19 protein-coding genes are annotated in these 24,797 nt (G+C 70.9%); 9 read left to right on the top strand and 10 right to left on the bottom strand.

The genetic code is table 11. The annotated features are described in order from the left end of the window. Positions 1–288: 288 nt before the first annotated feature. Positions 289–2,154 carry a VCBS repeat-containing protein gene (locus XM48_RS14580; protein ID WP_046456563.1) on the top strand — a complete coding sequence of 622 codons (1,866 nt, stop codon included), beginning with the start codon at positions 289–291 and terminating at the stop codon, positions 2,152–2,154. A 76-nt stretch (positions 2,155–2,230) separates the two neighbouring features. On the opposite strand, the gene XM48_RS14575 is transcribed toward XM48_RS14580, so the two are convergent. Both XM48_RS14575 and XM48_RS14570 read right to left on the bottom strand, forming a co-directional pair. Further along, entirely contained in the window at positions 2,231–3,994 is a 1,764-nt protein-coding gene (locus tag XM48_RS14575; protein ID WP_046456614.1) for a bifunctional 3'-5' exonuclease/DNA polymerase, read from the bottom strand. A gap of 112 nt (positions 3,995–4,106) precedes the next feature. Then, complete coding sequence (locus tag XM48_RS14570) at positions 4,107–5,132, bottom strand: agmatine/peptidylarginine deiminase (protein WP_046456562.1); 1,026 nt, start codon at positions 5,130–5,132, stop codon at positions 4,107–4,109. A 227-nt stretch (positions 5,133–5,359) separates the two neighbouring features. On the opposite strand from XM48_RS14570, the gene XM48_RS14565 reads away from it, so the two are divergent. The 4 genes from XM48_RS14565 (at position 5,360) to XM48_RS14550 (ending at position 8,223) form a co-directional block, all read left to right on the top strand. After that, positions 5,360–6,505, top strand: a complete 1,146-nt coding sequence (locus XM48_RS14565; RefSeq protein WP_046456561.1) for an LLM class flavin-dependent oxidoreductase — start codon at positions 5,360–5,362, stop codon at positions 6,503–6,505. Beyond that, positions 6,502–6,945: a MarR family winged helix-turn-helix transcriptional regulator gene (locus XM48_RS14560; RefSeq protein WP_052961545.1), complete on the top strand. Its 444-nt coding sequence runs from the start codon at positions 6,502–6,504 to the stop codon at positions 6,943–6,945. Before XM48_RS14565 ends, XM48_RS14560 begins: the two co-directional genes overlap by 4 nt. 16 nt (positions 6,946–6,961) lie before the next feature. Further along, a complete protein-coding gene (locus XM48_RS18340) occupies positions 6,962–7,846 on the top strand; it encodes a CE1759 family FMN reductase (RefSeq protein WP_052961544.1) in 885 nt (294 codons plus the stop codon). A 170-nt stretch (positions 7,847–8,016) separates the two neighbouring features. Beyond that, the gene (locus XM48_RS14550; RefSeq protein WP_046456560.1) at positions 8,017–8,223 is read left to right on the top strand and encodes a hypothetical protein; all 207 of its coding nucleotides are present in this window, start codon (positions 8,017–8,019) and stop codon (positions 8,221–8,223) included. 276 nt (positions 8,224–8,499) lie between these two features. Here the strand turns inward: XM48_RS14550 and XM48_RS14545 are convergent, their stop codons facing one another. Then, positions 8,500–12,219 carry a multifunctional oxoglutarate decarboxylase/oxoglutarate dehydrogenase thiamine pyrophosphate-binding subunit/dihydrolipoyllysine-residue succinyltransferase subunit gene (locus tag XM48_RS14545; RefSeq protein ID WP_231580904.1) on the bottom strand — a complete coding sequence of 1,240 codons (3,720 nt, stop codon included), beginning with the start codon at positions 12,217–12,219 and terminating at the stop codon, positions 8,500–8,502. A gap of 274 nt (positions 12,220–12,493) precedes the next feature. On the opposite strand from XM48_RS14545, the gene XM48_RS14540 reads away from it, so the two are divergent. Further along, positions 12,494–13,837 carry a hemolysin family protein gene (locus XM48_RS14540; protein ID WP_046456559.1) on the top strand — a complete coding sequence of 448 codons (1,344 nt, stop codon included), beginning with the start codon at positions 12,494–12,496 and terminating at the stop codon, positions 13,835–13,837. Further along, entirely contained in the window at positions 13,834–14,883 is a 1,050-nt protein-coding gene (locus XM48_RS14535) for a hemolysin family protein (RefSeq protein WP_046456558.1), read from the top strand. Before XM48_RS14540 ends, XM48_RS14535 begins: the two co-directional genes overlap by 4 nt. Here the strand turns inward: XM48_RS14535 and XM48_RS14530 are convergent. Both XM48_RS14530 and XM48_RS14525 read right to left on the bottom strand, forming a co-directional pair. Next, a complete protein-coding gene (locus XM48_RS14530; RefSeq protein ID WP_046456557.1) occupies positions 14,865–15,458 on the bottom strand; it encodes a hypothetical protein in 594 nt (197 codons plus the stop codon). The genes XM48_RS14535 and XM48_RS14530 overlap by 19 nt on opposite strands. A gap of 116 nt (positions 15,459–15,574) precedes the next feature. Next, complete coding sequence (locus XM48_RS14525; RefSeq protein WP_046456556.1) at positions 15,575–16,780, bottom strand: homoserine O-acetyltransferase; 1,206 nt, start codon at positions 16,778–16,780, stop codon at positions 15,575–15,577. 61 nt (positions 16,781–16,841) lie between these two features. Between XM48_RS14525 and XM48_RS14520 the strand changes: the two genes are divergently transcribed. Continuing rightward, a complete protein-coding gene (locus XM48_RS14520; RefSeq protein WP_046456555.1) occupies positions 16,842–17,513 on the top strand; it encodes a DNA alkylation repair protein in 672 nt (223 codons plus the stop codon). A 3-nt stretch (positions 17,514–17,516) separates the two neighbouring features. Here the strand turns inward: XM48_RS14520 and XM48_RS14515 are convergent, their stop codons facing one another. The 5 genes from XM48_RS14515 to XM48_RS14495 all read right to left on the bottom strand — a co-directional run bounded on the left by XM48_RS14515 (position 17,517) and on the right by XM48_RS14495 (position 23,860). Beyond that, a complete protein-coding gene (locus tag XM48_RS14515; protein ID WP_231580903.1) occupies positions 17,517–18,824 on the bottom strand; it encodes an ABC transporter permease in 1,308 nt (435 codons plus the stop codon). Then, positions 18,821–19,615, bottom strand: a complete 795-nt coding sequence (locus tag XM48_RS14510; protein ID WP_369699858.1) for an ABC transporter ATP-binding protein — start codon at positions 19,613–19,615, stop codon at positions 18,821–18,823. Before XM48_RS14510 ends, XM48_RS14515 begins: the two co-directional genes overlap by 4 nt. Beyond that, a complete protein-coding gene (locus tag XM48_RS14505; RefSeq protein ID WP_231580902.1) occupies positions 19,612–21,225 on the bottom strand; it encodes a hypothetical protein in 1,614 nt (537 codons plus the stop codon). The genes XM48_RS14510 and XM48_RS14505 overlap by 4 nt, the downstream gene beginning before the upstream one ends. Before the next feature lie 2 nt (positions 21,226–21,227). Beyond that, on the bottom strand, positions 21,228–22,280 hold the full coding sequence (locus XM48_RS14500; protein WP_197074225.1) for a hypothetical protein: 1,053 nt from the start codon (positions 22,278–22,280) through the stop codon (positions 21,228–21,230). 251 nt (positions 22,281–22,531) lie between these two features. Next, entirely contained in the window at positions 22,532–23,860 is a 1,329-nt protein-coding gene (locus XM48_RS14495) for a bifunctional o-acetylhomoserine/o-acetylserine sulfhydrylase (protein ID WP_046456553.1), read from the bottom strand. Between the two features lie 139 nt (positions 23,861–23,999). On the opposite strand from XM48_RS14495, the gene XM48_RS14490 reads away from it, so the two are divergent. Next, positions 24,000–24,797, top strand: coding sequence for an SDR family NAD(P)-dependent oxidoreductase (locus XM48_RS14490; RefSeq protein ID WP_046456552.1), 798 nt, complete (start codon positions 24,000–24,002; stop codon positions 24,795–24,797).

Here is a 24,797-nt window from a genome sequence, read left to right as displayed (position 1 = left end):
CGGAGCGCAGCACGGGCCGTGCTGTGGCATGTGCAATTGTACTGTGAAGTCCTCGCGCGTGCGCGACTCGGCGCGCCCGCCGCCCAGTCTTCCAGGTTTACCCGGATGGGAGGGTGGCCGTTCTGACCTGCTCATCCTCGAGCGGATGTGCATCGTGGGCGAAGCGAAGGGCTCCCGGCGGGGGTGGGAGTGGCCCCCGGCTCGTATGATCAGACGATACTTAGGTTAGGCTAAGTTAATGAACGTCTGATCTTTTGGCTTCTGCCGCACACGTTCGAAAGGTGCACTGTGTCCATCACTCCTCCGTCGAGACGCGGAGCCGGGAGGGCGCTCGGCGCCGTCGTCGCGCTCGCCCTGGCTATCCCCGGGGTCGCGCTGCTCGCGACGCCCACCCCAGCCGCCGCCGCCCCCGCCGCCGACCGCACGGTCCAGGGCCCCACCGGCACTGCCTTCGGTTCGACCGCGTCGCAGGCGCGATGCGATGTCAACGGGGACGGAGCGCCCGATCTCGCCGTCGGCACCTACGCGACCTTCGATACGAGTCCGGGCGCCACGGGTGCCTACGTACTGCTCGACGCCGGGGCACAGGCGACCGGCGGCACGACCCGCGTCGAGGACGAACGCCCCGTGCGGATCATCGACACGGCCCGCAACATGATGGGCGGTGTCGACGTGCGCTGCGCGGGCGACGTGAACGGCGACGGCATCGACGACCTCGCGGTGGTGGCGCAAGCGGTCGGGGTGTTCATCGTCTTCGGATCGCCCGACTTCTCGGAGGTCCGGCTCGATTCGCTCGGCGACCGGGGCCGCACCGTGCTTGGATCGATCACCCGCGGCAACGGTGTCGGCGACATCGACGGGGACGGCCGCGACGAGGTCGCGGTCACCGACACGAGCGGTGTCGTCACGATCCTGCACGCCGAGCACTTGCCGCCCCAGTCGCGTCTCGCGGATGCGCCGGGCCCCCGGATCTCGGGGAAGGGGATCGACCTGGTCTCGGTGAGCCGAGCGGGCGACATGAACGGGGACGGCCGTGAGGACCTCGCCGTCGGCGCCTCCTCGTGGAAGGCCCCCGGCGCGGAGCGCTTCGCGACGGGAGCCGTCTGGGTGATCACGGATTCGAGCGCCGACGTGCGAGTGGGCGCGGACCCGATCCCCGGCTTCCGGATCGACGGGCCGCCGCGCGGCTACGACCTGCTCGGAACGGCGACGGTCGGGCTCGGCGATATCGACGGAGACGGGTACGACGACCTGCTCATCGGCGGCGAGTCGGATGAGCCGAAGCCGGGCAGCGCGGTGGTCATCACCGGCGGTCCCGACGGCGTCGACGTGCGAACCGACCCGCTCGCGACCGACGGACCCGCCGTTCGCGAGGCCGCTCCGCGGAACGATGCGGCAGCCGCGGCTCCGGCGGCGACGGCTGCGGCGCCCCGCGCGCGCGGCTGGTGGATCAACGGCATGGCGTCCGGCGACCACTTCGGGCACGGCGTGGGCGCGGTCCGGATGCAGGGTTGGTCGATGCTGCTCGTCGGCGGAATGGACGGATCGCCCGATCCCGCCCGCGAGGGGTCCGGCTACGCGGTGGCGGTGGATTCCCGCTTCCTCGCGGCCGGCAAGGCGGCCGGCGCGAACCGCGTGCTCGAGACCTCCGAGCTGGCGTCGGCGTCGGTTCCCGGAGTCGAACTCATCGCCGGCGAGCGCGCCGGGCAGCGACTCGGCCGCGCCTTCGCGGACCTCACCGGCGACCCCGCGGGGAAGCGGGTCACCTTCGCCGTGGGCGCTCCCGCGATCTTCAGCGACAGCGAGGATCCCGCGGTACGGATCCTGAGCCTCGACACCGTGGCTCCCGTGGAACCGGACCCGAAGCCCACGCCGAAGCCCACCGTCACCCCCAAACCGACGGTGCAGCCGACGCCGACCGGGAAGCCGACGACGGGAACCCCGGGCAGCGCCGGTGCCGGCTCCGACGGCGCGGGTTCCGCAGGCGCCTCCGGCGAGGCGGGCGCGAAGCGGCCGCTCGCCGAGACCGGTGCGGAGTCCCCGTTCGGGCTGGTCTGGGCTGCGGTCGTCGCGACGGGCCTCGGAGTCGTCGGGATCGGAGCCGTCTGGCTGGTCGCGGTGCGCAGGCGCCGCGCGGATCACGAGGAAGGGTGATCCTGCCGCAGGGCGACCTCGCGTGAGCGAGTGAGAAGCGGGGCGCGACGGTCCGGTGCGAACCGGGCCGCCGCGCTCAGTCCTTGAGCGCGCGCTCCGAGATGCGCAGGTCGAGCCGGAAGTCGACGGGCGCGTCCCCGAAGAGCAGCCGCCCGGCCGCCTGCGCGGATTCTTCGATCGCGCCCGCGACCGCCTCGGCGTGCGCTCGGGGTGCGTGCACGATCACCTCGTCGTGCAGGAAGAAGGCGAGGTGGGGGCGCGCCGAGAACACCGGGCCGGACGCCGCCATAGGAGCCTCGCCGGGCGATGGCTCAAACGCGAAGAGCCGCCGGCGCAGCTCGCCCATCCAGGCGAGCGCCCACTCGGCGGCGGTGCCCTGCACGACGAAGTTGCGGGTGAACCTGCCGAAGTCGCGGGCGATGCGGCGCGCGTGCTCCTCCTCGCGGCGTCCGGCTCCCGGCAGGCTCGCTGCGGCCTGCACGCCCCGCCACTCTTCGCCGGGCGGCGGGGAGCTGCGTCCGAGCCAGGTCGTCACGATGCCGCCCTGCTCGCCGACCGCGGCCGCATCGTCGACCAGCCGCATCGCAGCGGGGAACGCGCGGCGCAACCGGGGGACCAGACGGCCGCTGTCGCCGCTCGTGCCGCCGTACATCGCACCGAGCACGGCGATCTTCGCGTCCTGCCGGGTGGCGACGGCCCCGCTCTCGACGATTCCCGCGTAGAGGTCGCGTCCGGCACCCGCGGCGGCCATGGCGCGGTCGCCCGACATCGCCGCGAGGACGCGCGGTTCGAGCTGCGACACGTCGGCCGAGACGAGCAGGCAGCCGGGGTCGGCGCGCAGCGCCGGACGCAGGCTGCGCGGGATCTGCAGGGCGCCCCCGCCGCTCGATGCCCAGCGCCCGGTGACCACGCCGCCCGGCACGTAGACCGGCCGGTATCGGCCGTCGCGCACCCACTCGTCGAGCCAGTTCCAGCCGTTCGCCGAGAGCAGGCGCGCGAGCTTCTTGTAGTGCAGGAGCGGCGGGATCGCGGGGTGCTCGTGCTCGGCGAGCTCCCAGCGCGACGTCGAGGACGCCTCGACGCCCGCGGCGCGCAGGGCGCGCAGCAGCTTCGGCGGCGAGTCGAGGCTCGCCGCGGGGTCGCCGAGCGCGGCGCGGACCTCTTCGCCGACGGCGAGGAGCGCCGCCGGCTTCGCGCCGGGTGCCGGTCGGGGACCGAGCGCCTCGCTCAGGATGCGGTCGTGCTCCTCGGCGTCCCAGGGGACCCCGGCCGAGGTCAGCTCGACCGCGATGAGCGCTCCGACCGATTCCGCGGCGAGCAGCAGCGCGATGCGGTTCGGTTCGGCGGCGGAGTCGATGGCGGCACGCTGCCGGTCGAACTCGGCGAGCGCCTCCGGCAGGGATTCGGGGACCGACGGGCGTCGCACGGACCTCGCCTCGGCCTCGAGCTCGAACAGGGCGGGTGCGAGGGGTGCGCGCGGTTCTTCGGCGGCCTCGGAGGGCACCGCCCACTGCGTCGCCGCGCGAACCGCGGAGCGATCGCCCACGAGCTCCGAGCTGCGCAGGATCTGGTGGCAGAGCCGCAGATCGTGGCATCGCTCGACGCGGACGCCGGCGGAGAGGAGTCCCGGGTAGACCGCGGGGGTGTCGGCCCACACCCACCTGCGCGGCGCCTCGGCCTCGCGGGCCGACACGAACTCGGCGAGCCCGTCCGCCGGAATCGGGATCTCGGGCGAACGCGCACCCTGATCGTCGATCTCGACCGCTGCGAACCCGCCTGCGGCTGCCGATCGCCCGACGACGCACCAGCGGGGCGTCGACAGGGGTTCTCGAGGGGGCATGCCGACAACGGTATCCCGCACCACCGACATCGCCGGCGGACGAAGGCCCGCGCGCACGAGAACGGCCCCGGATCCGCGAGGGATCCGGGGCCGTGCTTCGGGAGGTTCGGGCTCAGCCGACCTTGGGCTGCTGCTGCGTGATGCAGTGGATGCCGCCGCCGCGCGCGAACAGCGGGCGCGCGTCGATCCCGATGATCTCGCGGCCCGGGTAGGCCTCGCGCAGGATGCCCTGGGCGCGATCGTCGGCCGGATCCGCGAAGGCGCAGGCCAGCACGGCGCCGTTGATCACGACGTGGTTGATGTAGCTGTAGTCGACGAAACCCTCTTCGTCGCGCAGCGCCTCGGGCGCGGGGAGGTCGAGGATCTCGAGGCCGGCCGAGGTCTCGGTGTTCCAGCGCTCGGCCACGGCGCGGTTCTCGCGCGCGATGACGTGGTCGGGGTGGCTCTCGGCGTCCTGGCGGTGCATGAGCAGCACCTCGGGGTTCGGGAACACCGCGAGGATGTCGGAGTGGCCGCGGGTGCCGAAGGTGTCGTGGTCGCGGTGCAGGCCGCGGGGGAGCCACAGCGCGCTCTCGGTGCCGATGGTGCGGTTCAGCTCGGCCTCGACCTGCGCCTTGCTCCAGCCCGGGTTGCGGCCCGGATCGAGCTGCACGGTCTCGGTGAGCACGACGCGGCCGGTGCCGTCGACCTGGATGCCGCCACCCTCGTTGGTCATCTCGGAATCGATCAGCTCGGCGCCCGCGGCCTCGGCGACGATGCGGCCGATGTGCTGATCCTTGTCCCACTGGGCCCAGCTCTGGCCGCCCCAGCCGTTGAAGACGTAGTTGACGGCGCCGAGGCGGCCGTTCTCGCCGAGCACGAAGCTCGGGCCGATGTCGCGCATCCACGCGTCATTGAGCGGCGCGGTCAGCAGCTCGATCTGCCCCGAGAGGTAGCGGCGGGCGACGGCCTCGTCGCCCGGGTTCACGACGACCGTCACCGGCTGGAACTCGCTCGCGGCGTTCGCCACGGCGGACCAGGTCGTGCGGGCCTCCTCGGCCTCCGCCTCGGTGTCTCCCAGCGTGTAGCCGGTCGTCGGCCAGGCCAGCCAGAGTCGATCCTGCTCGTGCCCCTCGATGGGCATGCGCCAAGCGCTCATCGCACCCTCGTCCTTCATCGTGTCAGTGGTGTGTCGGAACAGTCTACGGGTCACCGGAGCGCTCGTGATCCTCGGCCGCGCCTCTGCCGCAGACCCTGCGGTGCGGCCCGCGTTCGTGCGCAGCGGACTCCCAGCCGCGCTCCTTGCGAAAATGTATTCAAGTGAATATAGTTGGGGTATCGCAGGCCCCGCAGAACGCGGAGCGAGAGCAGTTGAAGGAGCCCGTCATGGAGTTCGGAGTCTTCTCCGTCGGAGACCTCACCGTCGATCCCACCACCGGCATCATGCCGACCGAGCACGAACGGATCAAGGCGCACGTCGCGATTGCGAAGAAGGTCGAGGAGATCGGCATGGACGTGTTCGCGACCGGCGAGCACCACAACCCTCCGTTCTTCCCCTCGTCGCCCACCACCACGCTCGGCTACATCGCCGCGGTGACCGAGCGGATCACGCTCTCGACCGCGACCACGCTCATCACCACCAACGACCCCGTCAAGATCGCCGAGGACTACGCCACGCTGCAGCACCTCGCAGACGGCCGCGTCGACCTCGTCATGGGCCGGGGTAACACCGGTCCGGTGTACCCCTGGTTCGGCAAGGATATCCGCACCGGGATCCCCCTCGCGATCGAGAACTACGCGCTGCTGCGCCGCCTCTGGACCGAGGACGTGGTCGACTGGGAGGGGCAGTTCCGCACCCCGCTGCGCGACTTCACCTCCACGCCGCGCCCCCTCGACGGCGTGCCTCCGTTCGTCTGGCACGGATCCATCCGCAGCCCCGAGATCGCGCACCAGGCCGCGTTCTACGGCGACGGGTTCTTCGCGAACAACATCTTCTGGCCGAAGGAGCACTACCAGCGCCTCATCGCGATCTACCGCGAGCGCTACGAGCACTACGGGCACGGCAAGGCGCACCAGGCGATCGTCGGACTCGGCGGGCAGTTCTTCATGCGGAAGAACTCGCAGGACGCGGTGAACGAGTTCCGTCCCTACTTCGACAAGGCCCCCGTCTACGGGCACGGGCCCTCGATGGAGGACTTCATGAATCAGACGCCGCTCATCGTCGGCAGCCCGCAGCAGGTCATCGACCGGACGCTCTCGTTCCGGGAGTGGGCCGGGGACTACCAGCGCCAGCTCTTCCTCATCGACCATGCCGGGCTGCCGCTCAAGACGGTCCTCGAACAGCTCGACCTGTTCGGCGAGCTCGTGCTGCCGGTGCTCCGCGAGGAGTTCGCCAAGGGCCGTCCGGCCGACGTGCCCGAGACCCCGAAGCACGCCACCCGGCTCGAGGCGGCGCGAGCGGCGACGGCCGAGGCCGAGGCGCAGGCCGCCGAGGCTCCGGTGGATCCCGCTCTCGACGAGGACCGCTGGTGAGGGCGGGGAGCTCCGGGGCGGCGGTCGCCGCCTGGGAGGCGCTGTTCGTCGCCCAGTCGACCCTGGCGCGCCGGTTCGCGGCGGCACCCGTCTGGCACGGCCGCACCATGCAGGAGTACGACGTGCTCTACCAGCTGAGCAAGCCGGGCGCCGAGCGGCTGCGCCAGTGCGACCTCACCTCGCTGCTGCTCATCTCGCAGCCCTCGCTGAGCCGGCTGATCGATCGGCTCGTGAAGGAGGAGCTCGTGGAGCGCCGTCCCGATCCCGAGGACCGGCGCGGCACCATCCTGTCGCTGACCGCCACCGGACTCGAACTGCAGCGCCGCATCGGCGCAGGCCACGCACGCGACGTCGCCGCGGCGATGCGCGAACGACTCACGGCCGACGAGATCGAGACCCTGCGCGGCCTCACCGAACGCCTTGTGGCACCCGAAGAATAGACCGGAGAGAACCATCGTGAACGCCACCCAGCACCTCGCACCGGCAGCGACCCCGCAGCGGGTCCGCCTGGTCGCGGTCTCGGGCGGGCTCGGCAGCCCGTCCAGCTCCCGTCTGCTCGTCGACCGGATCGTCTCGCACGCGCAGCGCTCGCTCGAGGCGCACGGGATCGTGGCCGAGACCGAGGTCGTCGAGCTCCGCGAGCTCGCGGTCGAGATCGCCCACAACCTCGTCACCGGATTCGCCGAACCCCGGCTGCGCGCAGCGCTCGACGCGGTGCGCTCGGCCGACGGCGTCATCGCGGTCTCGCCCGTGTTCAACGCCTCCATCGCCGGGCTTTTCAAGTCCTTCTTCGACCTCGTCGAACCCGGGGAGCTGCGCGGGATCCCGGTCGCGATGGGAGCGACGGGCGGCAGCGCCCGGCACTCGCTCGTGATCGAGTTCGCGATGCGGCCGCTCTTCGCCTACCTGCGATCCATCCCCATGCCCACCGGCATCTTCGCGGCCACCGAGGAGTGGGGATCGGCCCGGGGCAGCGACGGGATCGACGAGCGGTCGGCGCGCGTCGCTCGCGAACTCGTCGACGCGATCCGGCACCGCCTCTGGGCGGGCGGGGGCACACGCTCCTCGGGCGGCGACGCCGTGCTCTCCGCGCTTCCGGTCCGTGGGGGAGGCGAGACGACCGATGCCGGTGCCGATGCGTCGGCGGCGGCTTCCGCGCCGGGCGACGACTCGACCGCGCGCATGGACGACGACCCGGCGGCGGCCGGTGCCCCGACCATCGCCGCCACGACGGCGGACTTCAGCCGCAGTTCGCTCCAGGACCAGGCCAAGCGCGAGGAGCACGATGCCTTCGCCGACCTGATGTCGAAGTTCGCGGGAACCGAGGTCGGGGACTCCTGACCTGAGGCGTCCCGTCGGGCGTCTGTGACGCGCGGGTGACGACGCGGTGAACGAGCGGGATCGCCGAGCGGAAGCTTGGCGGTCCCGCGCGCGCGTCGGGTGCGGGCGCGATGAGGATCGCCGAGACTGAGTGCGTTCATCCCGCAGCATCCAGCGCCTCGGAGGCCACCGTGACCCCGCACCGCAGCCGCTTCTCCCGTCGTCACCCGATGATCCTGCCCGCGACCGTGGTCGCGCTGCTCGCCGCCGCGAGCGCCTGCCTGCTGCTCCCCGAATCGACGACCTCATCGGATCCCGCGCTCGGACTGTTCCTCGTCGCGATCCCGGCGTCCGCAGCGGCGGTCGTGCTGGCGATCCGGCCGCGTACCGGGGTCTGAACCGCCGGACGCGCGCCGAGGCAAAGTTGCCGGGGCTCGGGAGCCGGTCGTGCTCCCGATGGCCGGGTGCCCTATCGAGGACCGGTCCCTCCCTCGAGGAGCGGTGCTGCTCTCGAGGAACGGCACCGGATTGAGGAGTTCGCCCGTTCCTCGGCACCGAGCCCGGCCCTCGGCACCGGGCCCGGCCCTCGAGGATCGAGCCGACACGAGCAACGCTCGAAACGCGTGAGGGCCCGCGCCGAAGCGCGGGCCCTCACGGTGCGGTGAACCGGGGGATCAGCTGTCGAAGGTCAGCGCGCGGCTGATCAGCGACTCCTGCTCGACCGCGTGCACCTTGGCGGAACCGGTGGACGGCGCCGCAGAGGCTGCGCGCGAGACCAGGCGGATCTTGTCGTTCGCGAGCTTCTTCGCGAGCTCGAGCGAGATGAACGGCCACGCGCCCTGGTTCTCGGGCTCGTCCTGCACCCACACGAGCTCGGCGCCCGGGTACCCGGAGAGCACCGAGGTGAGCTCGGCGGTCGGCATCGGGTAGAACTGCTCGATGCGCACCACGGCGACGCGGGGATCGGGGTTCTTGTCGAGCGCCGCGCGCAGGTCGTAGTAGGTCTTGCCCGAGACCAGGATCACCCGGCGCACCTGGCTCTTGCTCTCGAGCTTCGGATCGTCGATGACGGGCTGGAACGCTCCGGTCGTGAACTCCTCGACGCTGGAGGTCGCGCCGCGCAGGCGCAGCATCGACTTCGGGGTGAAGACGATGAGCGGCTTGCGAGGACGCGCGTACGCCTGGCGGCGCAGCAGGTGGAAGTAGTTCGCGGGCGTCGAGGGACGGGCGACCGTCATGTTGTCCTCGGCGCACAGCTGCAGGTAGCGCTCGATGCGGGCCGACGAGTGGTCGGGGCCCTGGCCCTCGTAGCCGTGCGGCAGGAGCATGACCACCGAGGAGCGCTGGCCCCACTTCTGCTCGGCCGCCGCGATGTACTCGTCGATCACGGCCTGCGCGGTGTTCGCGAAGTCGCCGAACTGCGCCTCCCACAGCACGAGGGCGTCCTCGCGCTGCAGCGAGTAGCCGTACTCGTAGGCGAGCGCCGCGTACTCGGAGAGCAGCGAGTCGTAGATCCAGAAGCGTGCCTGATCCTCCGACAGGTTGAGCAGCGGGAGCCATTCCTGGCCGTTCGCGCGGTCGTGGAAGACGGCGTGGCGCTGCGCGAAGGTGCCGCGGCGGGCATCCTGGCCGGCGAAGCGCACCGCGGTGCCCTCCATCAGCAGGGAGCCGAGTGCGAGCAGCTCGCCGAAGCCCCAGTCGATGCCGCCCTCGCGGCTCATCTGCACGCGCTTGTTGAGGAGCTGCTGCAGCTTCTGGTGCACGGTGAAGCCCTCGGGCTTGTTCGCGTGTGCGTCGCCGATGCGCTCGACCACGGCGCGGCTGACCGCGGTCTCGACGGCGGTCGTCGCGGTCTCGGCGCTCGGCGGGGTCCCGACGCCGCTCTGGTCGATCACGGGGATCGAGCCGGTCTGTGCGGCGTGCGTCTCCATGAACGCCCGCTCGAGGCGGTCCTGGAAGTCCAGCTTCGACTTCTCGTACTCCTCCTCGGTGATGTCGCCGCGACCGACGAGCGCGCCGGTGTACAGGCGACGGGTCGAGCGCTTCGCCTCGATGAGGTCGGTCATGAGCGGCTGGGTCATCGAGGGGTCGTCGCCCTCGTTGTGCCCGCGGCGGCGGTAGCAGACGAGGTCGATGATGACGTCGATGTGGAACCGCTGACGGAACTCGTAGGCGAGCTTCGCGACGCGGACGACCGACTCGGGGTCGTCGCCGTTCACGTGGAAGATGGGCACCTGGATCGTCTTGCCCACGTCGGTCGAGTAGATGCCGGTGCGCGAGTCGCGGGGGAGGGTCGTGAAGCCGACCTGGTTGTTGATCACGATGTGGATCGTGCCGCCCGTGCGGTAGCCGCGCAGCTGCGACATCTGCAGGGTCTCGTACACGACGCCCTGTCCGGCCATCGCCGCGTCGCCGTGGATGAGGATCGGCAGCGTGGTGAACGAGCCGATCGGCTTCAGATCCTGCTTGGCGCGGACGATGCCCTCGAGCACGCCGTCGACGGTCTCGAGGTGCGAGGGGTTCGCGGCGAGGTGGATCGGCACCTGGGTGCCGTTCGGTGCCGTGAAGACGCCGGAGGTGCCGAGGTGGTACTTCACGTCGCCCGAGCCGGCCTTCTGCATCTGCGCGCCCTCGAACTCGCGGAAGATCTGACCGTAGGTCTTGCCCGCGATGTTGGAGAGCACGTTGAGGCGGCCGCGGTGCGCCATGCCGATGTCGACGCTGTCGACGCCGTCCTCGGCCGCGTCGATGAGCATGGCGTCGAGGAACGGGATCACGGACTCGCCGCCCTCGAGGCTGAACCGCTTCTGCCCGACGTACTTGGTCTGGAGGAACGTCTCGAAGGCCTCGGCCTCGTTCAGCTTATCGAGGATGCGCAGCTGCTCGTCGTGGCTGGGCTTCTCGTAGGGGACCTCGACCTTGCCCCGGATCCAGAGCCGCTGCTCGGGATCCTGGATGTGCATGTACTCGATGCCGATCTTGCGGCAGTAGGAGTCGCGGAGCACGCCGAGGATGTCGCGGAGCAGCATGGTGCGCTTGCCGCCGATGCCGCCGGTGACGAACTCGCGGTCGAGATCCCAGAAGGTGAGTCCGTGGTTCTCGATCTCGAGGTCGGGGTGCGTGCGCTGCACGTACTCGAGGGGATCGACGTCGGCCATGAGGTGGCCGCGCACGCGGAAGGAGTTGATGAGCTCCTGCACGCGGGCGGACTTGTCGATGGCGCCCGAGATGTCGACGTGGATGTCGGAGGCCCACTGCACCGGCTTGTAGGGGATGCGGAGCGCGGCGAAGATCTCCTCGTAGAAGTCGTGCCCGCCGGTGAGGCGCTCGTGCACGATCTTGAGGAACTGGCCCGATCCCGCGCCCTGGATGACGCGGTGGTCGTAGGTGCTGGTCAGGGTGATGGTCTTCGAGATGCCGAGACGGGTCAGCACCTCTTCGGAGGCGCCCTGGAACTCGGCCGGGTACTCGAGCGCGCCGGCACCGATGATCGCGCCCTGGCCCTGCATGAGGCGGGGGACCGAGTGCACGGTGCCGATGCCGCCGGGGTTGGTCAGCGAGATCGTGGTGCCCTGGAAGTCGGCGGCGCCGAGCTTGTTGTCGCGGGCGCGCTTCACCAGGTCCTCGTAGGCGACGAGGTAGTCGTTGAAGTCGAGGGTCTCGGCGCGCTTGATCGAGGGGACGAGCAGCGAGCGGGTGCCGTCGGGCTTCGGGATGTCGATCGCGATGCCGAGGCCGATGTGCGCGGGCACCACGATGGACGGCTTGCCGTCGACGTCGGCGTAGGCCACGTTCTGGCTGGGGAAGTCCTTGAGGGTCTGGATCAGCGCCCAGCCGATGAGGTGCGTGAACGACACCTTGCCGCCGCGGCTGCGGCGGAGGTGGTTGTTGATCACGATGCGGTTGTCGATGAGGAGCTTCGCCGGGATCGTGCGCACGCTCGTCGCGGTCGGGATCGTGAGGCTCTGGTCCATGTTCTTGGACAGCGTGCGCGCCATGCCGCGGAGCGGGGTGACGGCGTCCTCGTCGACCGGGATCACGCCCGTGATGGGCGTCGTGCGGGGGGCCTCCGCCGGGATCGGGGCGGAGCGCGGTGCGACGTTGGTGGTGCGCGCGGGTTGGGTGCCCGTCGAGGCGGCGGGGCTCGCGGCCGCGGCTGCGGGAGCCGGGGGCGGCGTCACCGCCTGCGCGGCGGGGGCTGCGGTCTGCGGGGGAGCGGCGGCTCCCGGAGCGCTGTCTCCTGCGGCGAAGCGCTGGAGGATCGGCCACCAGGAGCGGTCCACCGAGTTGGGGTCGGCGCTGTACTGCTTGTACAGCTCCTCGACCAGCCAGGCGTTCGCACCGAAATCTCCTGCGGGGTTACCGTTCTCGGTAACCGGAGTCCGCTCAGCCAAACCGAATTCCTCTCGTTTTCTGTAGCGCGCGCGGGAAGGCCCGCAAGCGCCTCGCATCGATGGGGGCGCTCACCCGAATACCCTACGCCTATTCCCTGGGCGCCGTGGATCCGTCCGCGGTGCGCGGACAGGCGTTCATCCGGTATCCCGGACACCTGTCGGTCGAGAAGGTCCCCCTGCTAGGATGAGCGCAAATGGACGCCCCAGCCCACTCTCAATCGGACCCTCCGAGTACCAACCGCGCTGAGGCGCGGAACCCCGTGCGAGGCCGTCGATGAACGACGCCATCGCTTTTGCACTCGGCATACTGCTGACCTTCGGAACCGGCGTGTTCGTCGCGGCCGAATTCTCGCTCGTCGCGCTCGATCGCCACGAACTCGAGCGGCGCCGCGACTCCGGCGAGCGCGGGCTCGACCGGGTGATCAACGCCCTCCGGCACACCTCGACGCACCTCTCCAGCGCGCAGCTCGGCATCACGCTCACGACGCTGCTCGCCGGCTTCCTGCTCGAGCCGGTGCTCAGCGCCTGGCTCGACGGACCCATCGGCGCGCTCGGAGTCCCCGAGTCGCTGCGCCGCGCGATCAGCGCGCCGCTCGCGGTCGCCCTCGCGACGCTCTTCTCGATGGTGGTCGGCGAGCTCGTGCCCAAGAACTTCGCCCTGGCGAAGCCCCTGGGTACCGCGCGCTTCGTCGTCCCCATGCAGGCCGCGTTCACCGCGGTGTTCAAGCCCGCCGTCCTCGTGCTGAACGGCAGCGCGAACGGCGTGCTGCGATCCATGGGGATCGAGCCGAAGGAGGAGCTCTCGGGCGCCCGCACGGCCGAGGAGCTGTCCTCGCTCGTGCGCCACTCGGCGAGCGCCGGCCTGCTCGAGGCCGACACCGCGACGCTGCTCGACCGCACACTGCGCTTCTCGGAGCTCACCGCGGCCGATGTGATGACCCCGCGGCTCAAGGTCGAGAGCGTGCAGCGCCTCGAACCGGCGCAGGCCGTGCTCGAGCTCGCGGGCCGCACCGGATTCTCCCGGTTCCCCGTGATCGACGGCGACCGCGACGACGTCGTCGGCGTCGTCCACGTCAAGCAGGCGGTCTCGGTGCCGCGCGAGAAGCGCGGCGAGGTGCCAGCGGCGGCGCTGGCCGAGGAGGCCATGCGCGTCCCCGAGACCATGCGGCTCGACCAGCTCCTCGGCGAACTGCGCGGTTCCGGCTACCAGCTCGCCCTCGTCGTCGACGAGTACGGCGGGACCGCCGGCATCGTCACCCTCGAGGACCTGGTGGAGGAGCTCGTCGGCGAGGTCGCCGACGAGCACGATCGAGCGCAGGCCGGCGTGGTCGGTACCGCGACGGAGCTCACCTTCCCGGCCGACCTGCGGCCGGACGAGGTCCGCGATCGCACCGGGATCGAGATCCCCGAGCACGACAGCTACGACACCGTCGCCGGCTACGTGCTGCAGCAGCTCGAGCGGATCCCCGTGGTCGGCGACGAGGTGCTGCTGCCCGAGGGCGGCCGCCTGCGGGTGGAGCGCATGGAGGGGCGTCGCATCGCGCGCCTGCGGTACTTCGCGCCCGCGCCGGTGACCGACACCGGATCCGCGACCGACGAGGGGGAGGCCCGCGCATGAACGACTGGCTCGGAATCCTCTGGCTGGTGCTGCTGCTCATCGCCAACGCCTTCTTCGTCGCGGCGGAGTTCGCGGTCATCTCGGCCCGACGATCGCAGATCGAACCGAAGGCCGAGGCCGGCTCGAAGCGGGCGAAGACCGCGCTCTACGCGATGGAGCACGCCACGCTGATGCTCGCGACGAGCCAGCTCGGCATCACCGTCTGCTCGCTGCTGATCCTGAACGTCTCGGAACCCTCGATCCACCACCTGCTGTCGGGGCCGCTGAGCTGGACCGGCCTCTCGACCGAGGTCGTCTCCGTCGCGGCGTTCGTCATCACCCTGCTCGTGGTGTCCTACCTGCACGTCGTCTTCGGCGAAATGATCCCGAAGAACGCGGCCTTCTCGATGCCCGACCAGGCCGTGCTGCTGCTCGCGCCGCCGCTCGTCTGGATCTCGCGGATCCTGCGCTTCGTGATCGCCGGCTTGAACGCGACCGCGAACGGGGTGCTGCGCCTTTTCAAGGTCGAGCCGAAGAACGAGTCCAACAGCACCTTCACGCTCGAGGAGGTCGCGAACATCGTCAGCCACTCGACCCGAGAGGGAGTCCTCGAGGACCGCAGCGGGGCGCTCTCCGCCGCCTTCGAGTTCACGACGAAGCAGGCGAAGGACATCCTGGTGCCGCTCGACCGGCTCGTCTCACTGCCGATCGGCGCGACGACCGAGGACGTCGAGGCCGCGGTCACGAAGCACGGCTTCTCGCGCTACCCGATGCGGGACGCCGACGATGCGCTGGTGGGCTACGTGCACATCAAGGATCTGCTGCGACTCGGGGCCGACCGCATCGCGGAGCCGATCCCGCCGAAGCGGATCCGCGAGCTGCTCACCATGCACCCCGAAGCGGAGCTCGAGGACGTGCTCGCGCGCATGCAGGCGCGCGGCGTGCACCTCGCTCAGATTCGGGATCGGGACGGCCTGATCCTGGGCATCGTGTTCCTGGAGGACGTGATCGAGGAGCTGGTCGGAGAGGTGCACGACGCCACGAGGCGTCAGCGGTTCGCCGACTGAACCTCGTGCTCCGTCGACAGCTGGACGGACGCGTCGATGCTGCTGGTCGAGCCGAGCATCAGCTGGAGCGCGGGGGGCAGGGTCTTCGGGATCTCGATCGACAGGTCGAGCCGATCGTGCCCCTCGCCGACCAGGTGCGGCGTGACCGAGACGTTGGTGCCCACCGGATTCTGACCCGCGATGGCGAGGCTGCCCGAGACGGTGACGGGATCCTCGTCGCCCGCGCGACGGAGCACCACGGCCTCGGTGAGCGAGAAGGTCAGCTCGGGACCGTCGGCGAGCCGGGCGTCGACCGTCGCCGCGGTGATCTCGCTCGAGCTGATCGTGATCCTGCCGCTGACCGTCACGCCGTGCTCGCTCAGCAGTTTGAGGCTCTCGGGCTTCGTGATGGTGAGGCCGGTGACCCGGTGCTCGGTCGCCGCCTGCTCGTCGAAGATGCCCGATCCGTTCTCGGCCCGCAGCGGGGGACTGACGGAGTGCGACGGGGCCTGGGCCGCCGCGCAGCCGACGAGGCACAGGGGGACCGCGAGCGTCGCAGCCACCTTGGCACGGGACGTGCGCGCAGAACGACGCATCTCTCCTCTTTCTCTCCCTGTGGGACCGACTCAGGAAGCCTAGGCGGGCGAGGTGGGAGCGTGCTGAGCGCCGCTCCCGCACCCGGCCGAGGGGGCGGCCGCCGATGGACGGCGGTTCAGGCGGCGAGCAGCCGCTCGAGCTGAGCGCCGACGAGCCCGAACTCGATCAGGAACGCGTCGTGCCCGAACGGGGAGTCGATGCGGGTCGCGCGGTCGCCGTCGAGGCTGCCCGGGGCGTGCTCCGCGATGAGGTCCTGGCCGTCGATCGTGAACAGCCGGTCGCTGGGGATCCCGAGCACGAGAGTGGGGAGCTCGAGCCGCTGCAGCGCAGCGGCGACGCCACCGCGCCCGCGGCCGACGTCGTGCGAGTTCATGGCTTGCACGAGGGCCACGTAGCTGCCGGCGTCGAAGCGGCGGGTGAACTTGTTGCCGTGGAAATCGAGGTAGGACTCGACCGCGAAGCGGCCGCCGCCGCCGAGCGGGCTGACCGCCGACTGCCAGGCGCGCCCGAAGCGCTCGTCGAGCTCGGTGTTGCTGCGGTAGTTGAGCAGCGCGAGCCGCCGAGCCGTGGCGAGGCCGTGGTGCGGGCCGACCCCGTCGGGCGCGTCGTAGTAGTTGCCGCCGCGGAAGGCGGGATCCGAGCGGATGGCCTCCAGCTGCACGAGGTTCAGGCCGATCTGGTCGGCGGTGGTCACCGGCGGGGCGGCGATCACCGCGAGGCGGTCGGCGCGATCCGGGTGGCTCAGTTGCCACTCCAGCGCGTGCATGCCGCCGACCGATCCGCCGATGACCGCCCGGAAGCGCGCGATGCCGAGCTCGTCGACGAAGCGTGCCGCGGCGTTCACCTGGTCCCGGATCGTGAGGTAGGGGAACCGGCCGCCCCACTCGCGTCCGCTCGGGTCGAGCGATGCGGGTCCGGTCGATCCCTGGCAGCCGCCGAGCACGTTCGGGGCGATGACGCAGTAGCGGTCGGTGTCGAGCGCCTTGCCCGGCCCGACGATCTCGGCCCACCAGCCGTCGGTCGGGTGCCCCGGACCCGCGGGACCGGCGAGGTGGCTGTCGCCCGTGAGCGCGTGGAAGACGAGGATCGCGTTGTCGCGCGCGGGGGTGAGCTCCCCGAAAGTCTCGTAGGCGATGCGGGCGCCGGGCAGCGTATCGCCGGCCTCCGTGACGAAATCGCCGATCGGCAGGAACTTCCGGGAGCCGACGGGGTCGCCGTCGCGCCAGGCTCCCGAGATCGGCGGGCGTCCGATGAGGGCGCGCAGCTGCGCGTCGGTGATGAAGTCCGTCGGAAACGAGTCCTCGGGCGTCTGCCAGTCCATGTCCTCCATCCTGCCCGGCTTCCCGGGCGCGCGAGCGAATGTTACGCGTACGCTGGGCGGCATGACCGAGACGAACACCGCGATCACCGTGCGCGAGCAGCTCGCCGCTCTGGAGGACCCCAGGGTCCGGGCCGTGAACGAGCGGCACGGAGACTCGCACGGGGTGAACCTCACGAAGCTGCGCGCGGTCGCGAAGGCCGCGGGCCGTGACGAAGCCGCGGCGGCCGAGCTGTGGTCGTCCGGGGACGTCGCGGCCCAGCTCGTCGCGATCCTCATGCTGCGTCCCAAGGATCGCGACGCCGAAGGCTACGACGCCATGCTGCGCGAGGCCGGATCGCCGAAGGCGCACGACTGGCTGGTGGCCTACCTGGTCAAGAAGAGCCCGAGCGCCGAGCCGCTGCGGCAGCGCTGGATCGCGGATCCCGACCCGGTGGTCGCGAGCGCCGGATGGGCGCTGACGACCGAGCGCGTGGCGAAGCAGCCCGAAGGCCTCGATCTCGACGGGCTGCTCGACACGATCGAAGCCGAGATGCGCGATGCGCCCGACCGCCTGCAGTGGGCGATGAACTCCTGCCTCGGCGAGATCGGGATCCGGGACGCGAGCCGGCGTGCGCGAGTGCTCGACATCGGCGAGCGCCTCGGCGTGCTCGAGGACTATCCCACGTCGCCCGGATGCGTCTCGCCCTACGTGCCGATCTGGGTGCCCGAGATCGTGCGACGGAACGAGAGCTGACGCTCAGCGGGCGTCGCGCAGGGCGTCCACCGGTTCGATCCGGGCGGCCTTGAGCGCCGGGTAGGCCCCTGCGGCGAGACCGACGAGCGCTCCCAGGAGCACGCCGACGGGAGCCGCCCAGGGCGCGATCGTCGGAGTCCACTCCTGCACGAGGCAGACACCGAGCATCGCGAAGAGCCCGATCGCGACGCCGATGAGCCCGCCCAGCACGCCCGTGGTGAGCGACTCGAGGATGAACTGCCGCGCGATGTCCCGGGTGCGAGCGCCGAGCGCGCGCCGGAGGCCGATCTCGCCGCGCCGCTCCGAGACGGAGAGCAGGGTCACGTTGGCGATGCCCACGCCGCCGCCCAGCAGCGCCACGCCGCCGATGATGACGAAGATGACGTTGATGTCGGACTCGACGCTGCCCTGCAGATCGCTGCCGGACTGCGGCGCCGCCACCTTGAAGGTCTTGGGAGCGTTCGGATCGAGCGCGATCGGCGCCTGCCGGGCGACCACGGGTCCCGCCCCGACGGCGATCCGGATATCGAGGCTCTCGGGGGCGGTGAGCCCGAGCGCGGCTCGCGCCGTGCGCGCGGGCACGATGACGGAGTCGAGCGTGGCCTCGCGGGCGCCGACGCGATCCATGATCCCGATCACCGTGTAGGCGCGGCCGTCGATGAAGATCGCCGGTTGACCGCTCACGCGGTTCACGCCGAGCTGCTTCGCGGCCTTCGAACCGAGGACGGCGACCCGATCGCCGCGCTCGTCGTGGCCAGAGTCAAAGAACCGGCCCGTGCGGATGTGCCCCTGCACGACGTCGATGTAGTCGCCGGACGCGGCGATGACCGGCGGCGGCGCCTGCGAGGCTTCGGCGGGGTCGTGGACCTCGACGGCCTCGACGGTCGGGGTGTTCGGCAGCTTCGCATAGACCGAGGCGGCTTCGACGCCCGCGAGGCCGCTCACGCGATCGGCGGCGTCCCAGGGAATCCGGCTCTGGGCGCGCTCCTTGCCGCCCGCGGCCTTCGCGGTGCCGGGCTCGACCGTCACCCGGGTCGCCGCGACGGAGTCGAACTGCTGCGAGATCTGGCCCGCGGCGGTCTGGGAGAGGCCGATGGTGACGATGAGCGAAGCGATGCCGAGCACCGTTCCGATCAGCGTGATCGCGAGCCGGGACGGCCGCGATCCGATGCCCTCGAGCGATTCGTGCGCGAGGTCGCGCCAGTGCAGTCCGGTGTGCGCCCAGCCCGCGGGGCGTCGGGCGATGCCGAACCGTCGCGGGCGTCGCCCCTCGCGCCCGGTGCGCCCGTCGCGGGCCGCGCGGGGGCTCACGCGAGCTCCGAGAGACGGCCGTCGCTGATGCGGACGCGGCGACGGGCCGCATCCGCGACCGCTGAGTCGTGCGTGATCATGACGATCGTCAGACCGTCGGCGCCGAGCTCCGAGAAGAGCCGCAGCACGGCCTCGGAGTTCTCCCGGTCGAGGTTGCCGGTCGGCTCGTCCGCGAGCAGCAGACGGGGCGAGGTGCTCACGGCCCGTGCGACGGCGACACGCTGCCGTTCGCCGCCGGACAGGGTCGCGGGGGAGAACCCGACCCGGTGGGCGAGGCCGACCCGATCGAGCGCCTCGCGCGCGAGCCGTTCGCGGTCGTTCGGATCCACGCCGGCGTAGACGGTGGCCAGCATCACGTTCTCGAGGACGCTGCGCGTGGGCATGAGGTGGAACGACTGGAAGACGAAGCCCAGCGCCCGCCCGCGGAGCGCCGCGCGCTCGTCCTCGGTGAGCTCCGAGGTGTCGATGCCCTCGAAGCGGAAAGCGCCGCTGCTCGGCCGGTCGAGCAGGCCGAGGGTGTTGAGCATCGTGGATTTGCCGGAGCCCGAGGGGCCGACGATCGCGAGGAAGTCGCCGCGCTCGAGCACGAGATCGACCCCGCGCAGCGCCTGCACCGCGGGCGGCCCGGGGAAGAGTCGGGTGACGTCGGCGAGCTCCACGATGGGGCCCGCGAAATCGGGATCGCCGACCGTCGTCGGCCGCTCGGTGCGCCGCTGCTCGCGGGCGCGCTTCGCCGCGCGGGACCGGGCGCGCGAGCGGACGCGCCGATCCTCCGCGCTCTCGAGGATCACCGGCCGACCACGACCTTGGCGCCCGCCTTGATCCGGGGATCCGAGGAGCTGATCTCGACGTAGCCGTCGGCCGCGAGTCCGGCCTTCACCGTCACGGTGGCGGTCTCGTCGGTGCGATCCTTGCCGTTCTGCTTCGACGAGACGAGGAGCTCGACCCGGTTCTCGCCGCCGGAGCCCGTCGACAGCGCCGCGATGGGGACGCTGAGCACCTCGCCCTTGGTGGACGCCACCGGGATCTTGAGCCGTACGTTGGTGCCGCGCAGCTGCTCGATCTGCTCGGAGGTGAGCTTGCCGGGGTCGAGGAACACGGTGTAGCGGTCGCTCGACTTCGGGGCTTCGCCGCCCGAGCCGCTGCTGTCCCCGCCGCCGGATCCGGCATCGGCGGACGCGGAACCGTTCTGACCCGAGCCCTCGGTCTTCGTGCCGGGCTTGTCGATCCGGGTCACGGTGGCCTTCAGCTCGGCACCGCCCGCCGGGGCGAACGTGGCCGGGAGACCCTTCGAGAGCAGCTCGGCGTCCTGCTTCGCGACGGTGCCCGTGACCGTGAGCGTCGCGCCGGACACCGTCATCGCGGTGCCCTGGAGCACGTCGCCGCGCTTCACCCGGACCTCGTCGACGCGCCGGGGCAGGCTGCTGAGGAACAGCACCTCGGCCGAGGGCATGGTCGGCATCGCCGCCTCCTGCGCCTTCACGAGCGCTTCGCGCGCCTTCTCGAGCTCGGCGGCGGCGGAATCGACCCCGGCCTGCTCCGCGCGCACGTCCTTCGACTTGGCCTCGATCGCCTGCGACAGGGTGACCTGGGCCTGGGTGAGCGCGAGCTCCGCGTTGCGGACGCCCGACTCCGCGTCGGTCGCTCCCTGCGCGCTGTCGGGTGCGACGGGTGCGGGGTAGCCGAGCCGCTCGTAGAGCGCTCCGATCGCGTTCGAGGTGTCGCCCTCGAAGACGTTGTTCGAGGTGTCGCCCGCCGACAGGCCGAGCGCGGTCAGCGCCTGCTTGAGCTGGAGCACGTCGGGTCCGCGCTGGCCGATGCTCATGCTGCGGTACGCGGGGAGCTCCCCGGCGAGCACGATGACCGGGCGTCCCGCGATCTCGAGGGCGATGTCGCCGGCCTTGAGGATCTTGCCCGACTGGGGGACCTGCCCGGTCACGACGGCGCGCTCGGAGAGGCCGGCCGCGTCGATCTGCGCGTCGACGGCGTCGGCGTAGGTCACCTCGCCGCGGCTCACGACGGTGTTCTCGATCTTGCGCTCCTCGATCGGAGCGGTGACCGGGCCGGCCTTCGGCGGAGCGGCGCGTGCGGCGAGCTCCGCCGGGGACACGATGAACTGCATGAGTACGACGCCCGCGAGGAGCGAGAGCACGGCCACGCCCGCGATGAGCGCGACGAGCCGGGACCCCGTCCACGGGCCCGAGAACCAGCGGCGCAGGCGGCCGGGACGCGCGGCGTCGGTGCCGTCTGCCGTTGCGGCATCAGCACCCGGTGAATCCGCGTCGGCGGCACCGGCGGCACCTGGCTCCTCGGGCTCGCCCGCGAGCACCCGCGAGAACTCGTCGCTCCCGCCGACCTCTTCGTGCTGTTCCGCTGAATTCCTCTGCTTCCGACTCCGCACGACTACTTCTTCTTCACGCCGTACTGGGCGACGAGCGCCTTGAGCTGCTTCTCGTGCTCGTCGACGAACTTCTGCTCGGCCTTCAGGTTCAGCGCGGCGGCCTTGTCGTCGTACTGCATCTTCTCGGCGCAGGTGATGTCGGCGACAGCGACCTCGATCTCGCGCTCCTGGAACTTCTTCTTCTCGGCCTTGCTGGGCTCTTTCCACTCGCCGCTGTCGTCGGCGGGCTGGCCCTGGGACATGGCCTCGTTCCACTCGTCGTTGAGCTTCGACTGGGCGTCGTTCCGCTTCGCGGCGTCCGAGAAGCCGGCCTTGCTCATGCAATCGGCCCACTTGCGATCGAGCGCGTCGAGCGCGTCATTGTTCTCGTACTGCTTCTGCCAGAATTCATCGACGGACTTGAGCAGCTCGGTGTACGCCGGATCCTTGCTCGCGGCCTCGTAGCTCTGCTCGCCCTGCACCTCGTGCTGGGCCTTGCCCTGGCAGCCGGCCTTCTTCCAGTCGTACGGAACCGGCTCGGCGCCGTCCCCCTCCTCCATCGCGGCCATCTCTTCGGCGGTGGGCTGCGGGCCGTAGAGCGTCTCGGAATAGGCCATCTGCTCGGACTCGCTCAGCGACTCGAGGTACTTCTGGTTCGGGTCGGCCGGCGGCTGGTCCTGGTTCTGCTCGTCGATGCTCTGCTGCCAGGGGGAATCGATGATCCCGTAGCCGTACTGCTTGGCGAACTCCATCGTGCCCATCTGCGGGCCCTCGTCGTCCTCGGGGTTGAACACCGTGCCGCCCTGGTAAGGAGCCGGCTTGTACTCGAAGCCTTCCTTGGTCATGCACTCGGCGATGACCTTCTCCATCTTCTTGTGGTCCGCCTCCATGCGGTCCTCGGTCCAGGCCGACTCGTCGTAGAGCGCCGACAGGTACTTGGCGAGCGGACCCTCCTCCGGCTCGTTCTTCTTCTTGCCGTCGCCGGAGCAGCCGGCGAGCGCGAGGGTCGCCGCGAGTGCGGCGGCGATGGCGATGGTGGCGCGGGTCATGGCGGCCTCGTTCCTGGGGTGCGTCATGTCGGAAGGGGGACCGGCTGCCGGGAACGGCGGGCGATCATCGCGCAAAAGTATCACGGTGAATGATGCGGAAAGGCCGAAATTCGGTGCCGAATACTCAGGGTATTAGTATTCGTGACCGAATTGTGAATATCGCACGAAATTAGGTGTCGCCCGTCATCTATTTCGGTGGCGAATCATCCGGAAAAGCAGATGGGCCCGGGTCGCTCTCGATTCGAGAGCGACCCGGGCCCATCTGGGACCGAGACCGGTTACGCGGTCGCGCGCGCCTCCGAGACCGCGGCGCGGGCCGCGGCGAAGCCGGCCTCGAGGTCGGCCTTGAGGTCGTCGACGTTCTCGATGCCGACCGACAGTCGGACGAGGCCCGGCGTGACGCCCGCCGTGAGCTGCTGCTCGGGCGTGAGCTGCGAGTGCGTCGTCGACGCCGGGTGGATGATCAGGCTGCGGACGTCGCCGATGTTCGCGAGGTGGCTGAACAGCTCGACGTTCTCGACGAGGGCCTTGCCCGCGTCGACGCCGCCCTTCAGCTCGAACGAGAGCACCGCGCCGACGCCCTTGGGTGCGTAGCGGTTCGCCGCCGCGTACCAGGGGCTCGTCGGCAGACCCGCGTAGTTGACGCTCGCCACGTCGGGGTGGTTCTCCAGCCACTCCGCGATCTCCTGCGTGTTCTGCACGTGGCGCTCGATGCGCAGCGACAGGGTCTCGATGCCCTGGATCAGCAGCCACGCGCTGTTCGGCGCGATCGCCGAGCCGAGGTCGCGCAGCAGCTGCACGCGCGCCTTGATGATGTAGGCGAGGCCGTCGCCCACCGCTGCGGTGTACGAGGCGCCGTGGTACGAGGGATCCGGCTCGGTGAGCCCCGGGAAGCGCTCGACGTTCTCCGACCACTTGAACGTGCCGCCGTCGACGATGATGCCGCCGAGCGTGGTGCCGTGGCCGCCCAGGAACTTCGTCGCCGAGTGGATCACGAGGTCGGCGCCGTGCTCGAACGGGCGGATCAGGTACGGGGTCGCGATCGTGTTGTCGACGATCAGCGGGACGCCGTTCTCGTGCGCGATGTCGGCGACGGTACGGATGTCGAGGATGTTGATCTTCGGGTTGCCGATCGTCTCGGCGAAGAACGCCTTCGTGTTCGGGCGCACCGCGCGCTGCCACTCGGCCGGATCGTCCTGGTTCTCGACGAAGGTGACCTCGACGCCGAGCTTCGCCAGCGTGTACTTGAAGAGGTTGTAGGTGCCGCCGTAGATCGAGCTCGACGAGACGAAGTGATCGCCGGCCTGCGCGATGTTGAGGATCGCGAAGGTCGCCGCCGCCTGACCGCTGGCGAGCAGCAATGCGCCGGTGCCGCCCTCGAGCGCCGCGAGGCGCTCCTCGACGACGGCCTGCGTGGGGTTCATGATCCGGGTGTAGATGTTGCCGAACTCGGCCAGCGCGAAGAGGTTCTTCGCGTGGTCGGTGCTGTCGAAGACGTACGACGTCGTCTGGTAGATCGGCACGGCCCGCGAGTTGGTGGTCGGATCGGGCTGCGCGCCCGAGTGGACCTGCTTGGTCTCGAAATGCCAGGCGGCGGAATCGGTCATGAGAGGCTCCCCTTTTGGATCGGTTGGGGAGAGCGTACGGAGTCGGCGCCGCAGGAGGGAAGCCTCCCGGACACCGGGCGTAACAGGCGCGATAGGCTGCACAGCGGGCCGGCAGCGGCCGAACACGAGGGAGGCCGGCATGGCGGAGCGGCGCGTAGTGGTGACGGGCGCGAGCTCGGGGATCGGAGCCGCGACCGTGCGGCGGTTCGCCGAGCTCGGCTGGCAGACGGTCGCGGTCGCGCGGCGCGAGGACCGCCTGCGTGCGCTCGCCGCCGAGACCGGGGCGCACCCGATCGTGTGCGATGTCACCGACGAGGCGCAGGTCGCCCGCATGGCCGCCGAGGTGGCTGAGACGGGTGGCGCGACCGGGCTGGTGAACAACGCGGGCGGCGCGCTCGGCACCGAGTCCGTCGAGCGCGCGCTGAACGAGGACTGGCGGCGCATGTTCGAGGTCAACGTGATCGGTCTGCGCACCGTCACGGCCGCGCTGCTGCCCGTGCTGCGCGACGGTGCCCGAGCCGGCCTCGATGCCGACGGCGCGGGCTGGGCATCGATCCTCAACCTCACCTCGACCGCGGGGCACGCCGCCTACCCGGGCGGCGGCGGATACAACGCCGCCAAGTACGCGGCGCACGCCGTCACCGAGGTGCTGCGGCTCGAACTCGCGGGCGAGCCGATCCGCGTGATGGAGCTGGCGCCCGGACTCGTGCACACCGAGGAGTTCACCCTCAACCGCCTGCGCGGCGACGCCGCGGCCGCGGCGAAGCCCTACGAGGACGTCATCCCGCTCGCGCCCGAGGACGTCGCGCGGGTGCTCGTCGGCGCGTTCGAGCAGCCGCCGCACGTCAACCAGGACCTCATCGTGATCCGGCCGGTCGCGCAGTCGAGCGTGTTCCACACCCACCGCGGGCCGCTGGTGCCGAAGGCGGAGGCATGA

This window comes from Leucobacter sp. Ag1, assembly GCF_000980875.1.
GTDB classification, from domain to species: domain Bacteria; phylum Actinomycetota; class Actinomycetes; order Actinomycetales; family Microbacteriaceae; genus Leucobacter; species Leucobacter iarius.
The sequence above is the reverse complement of the archived record's forward strand: the minus strand, read 5'-3'. Positions and strand labels throughout refer to the sequence as shown.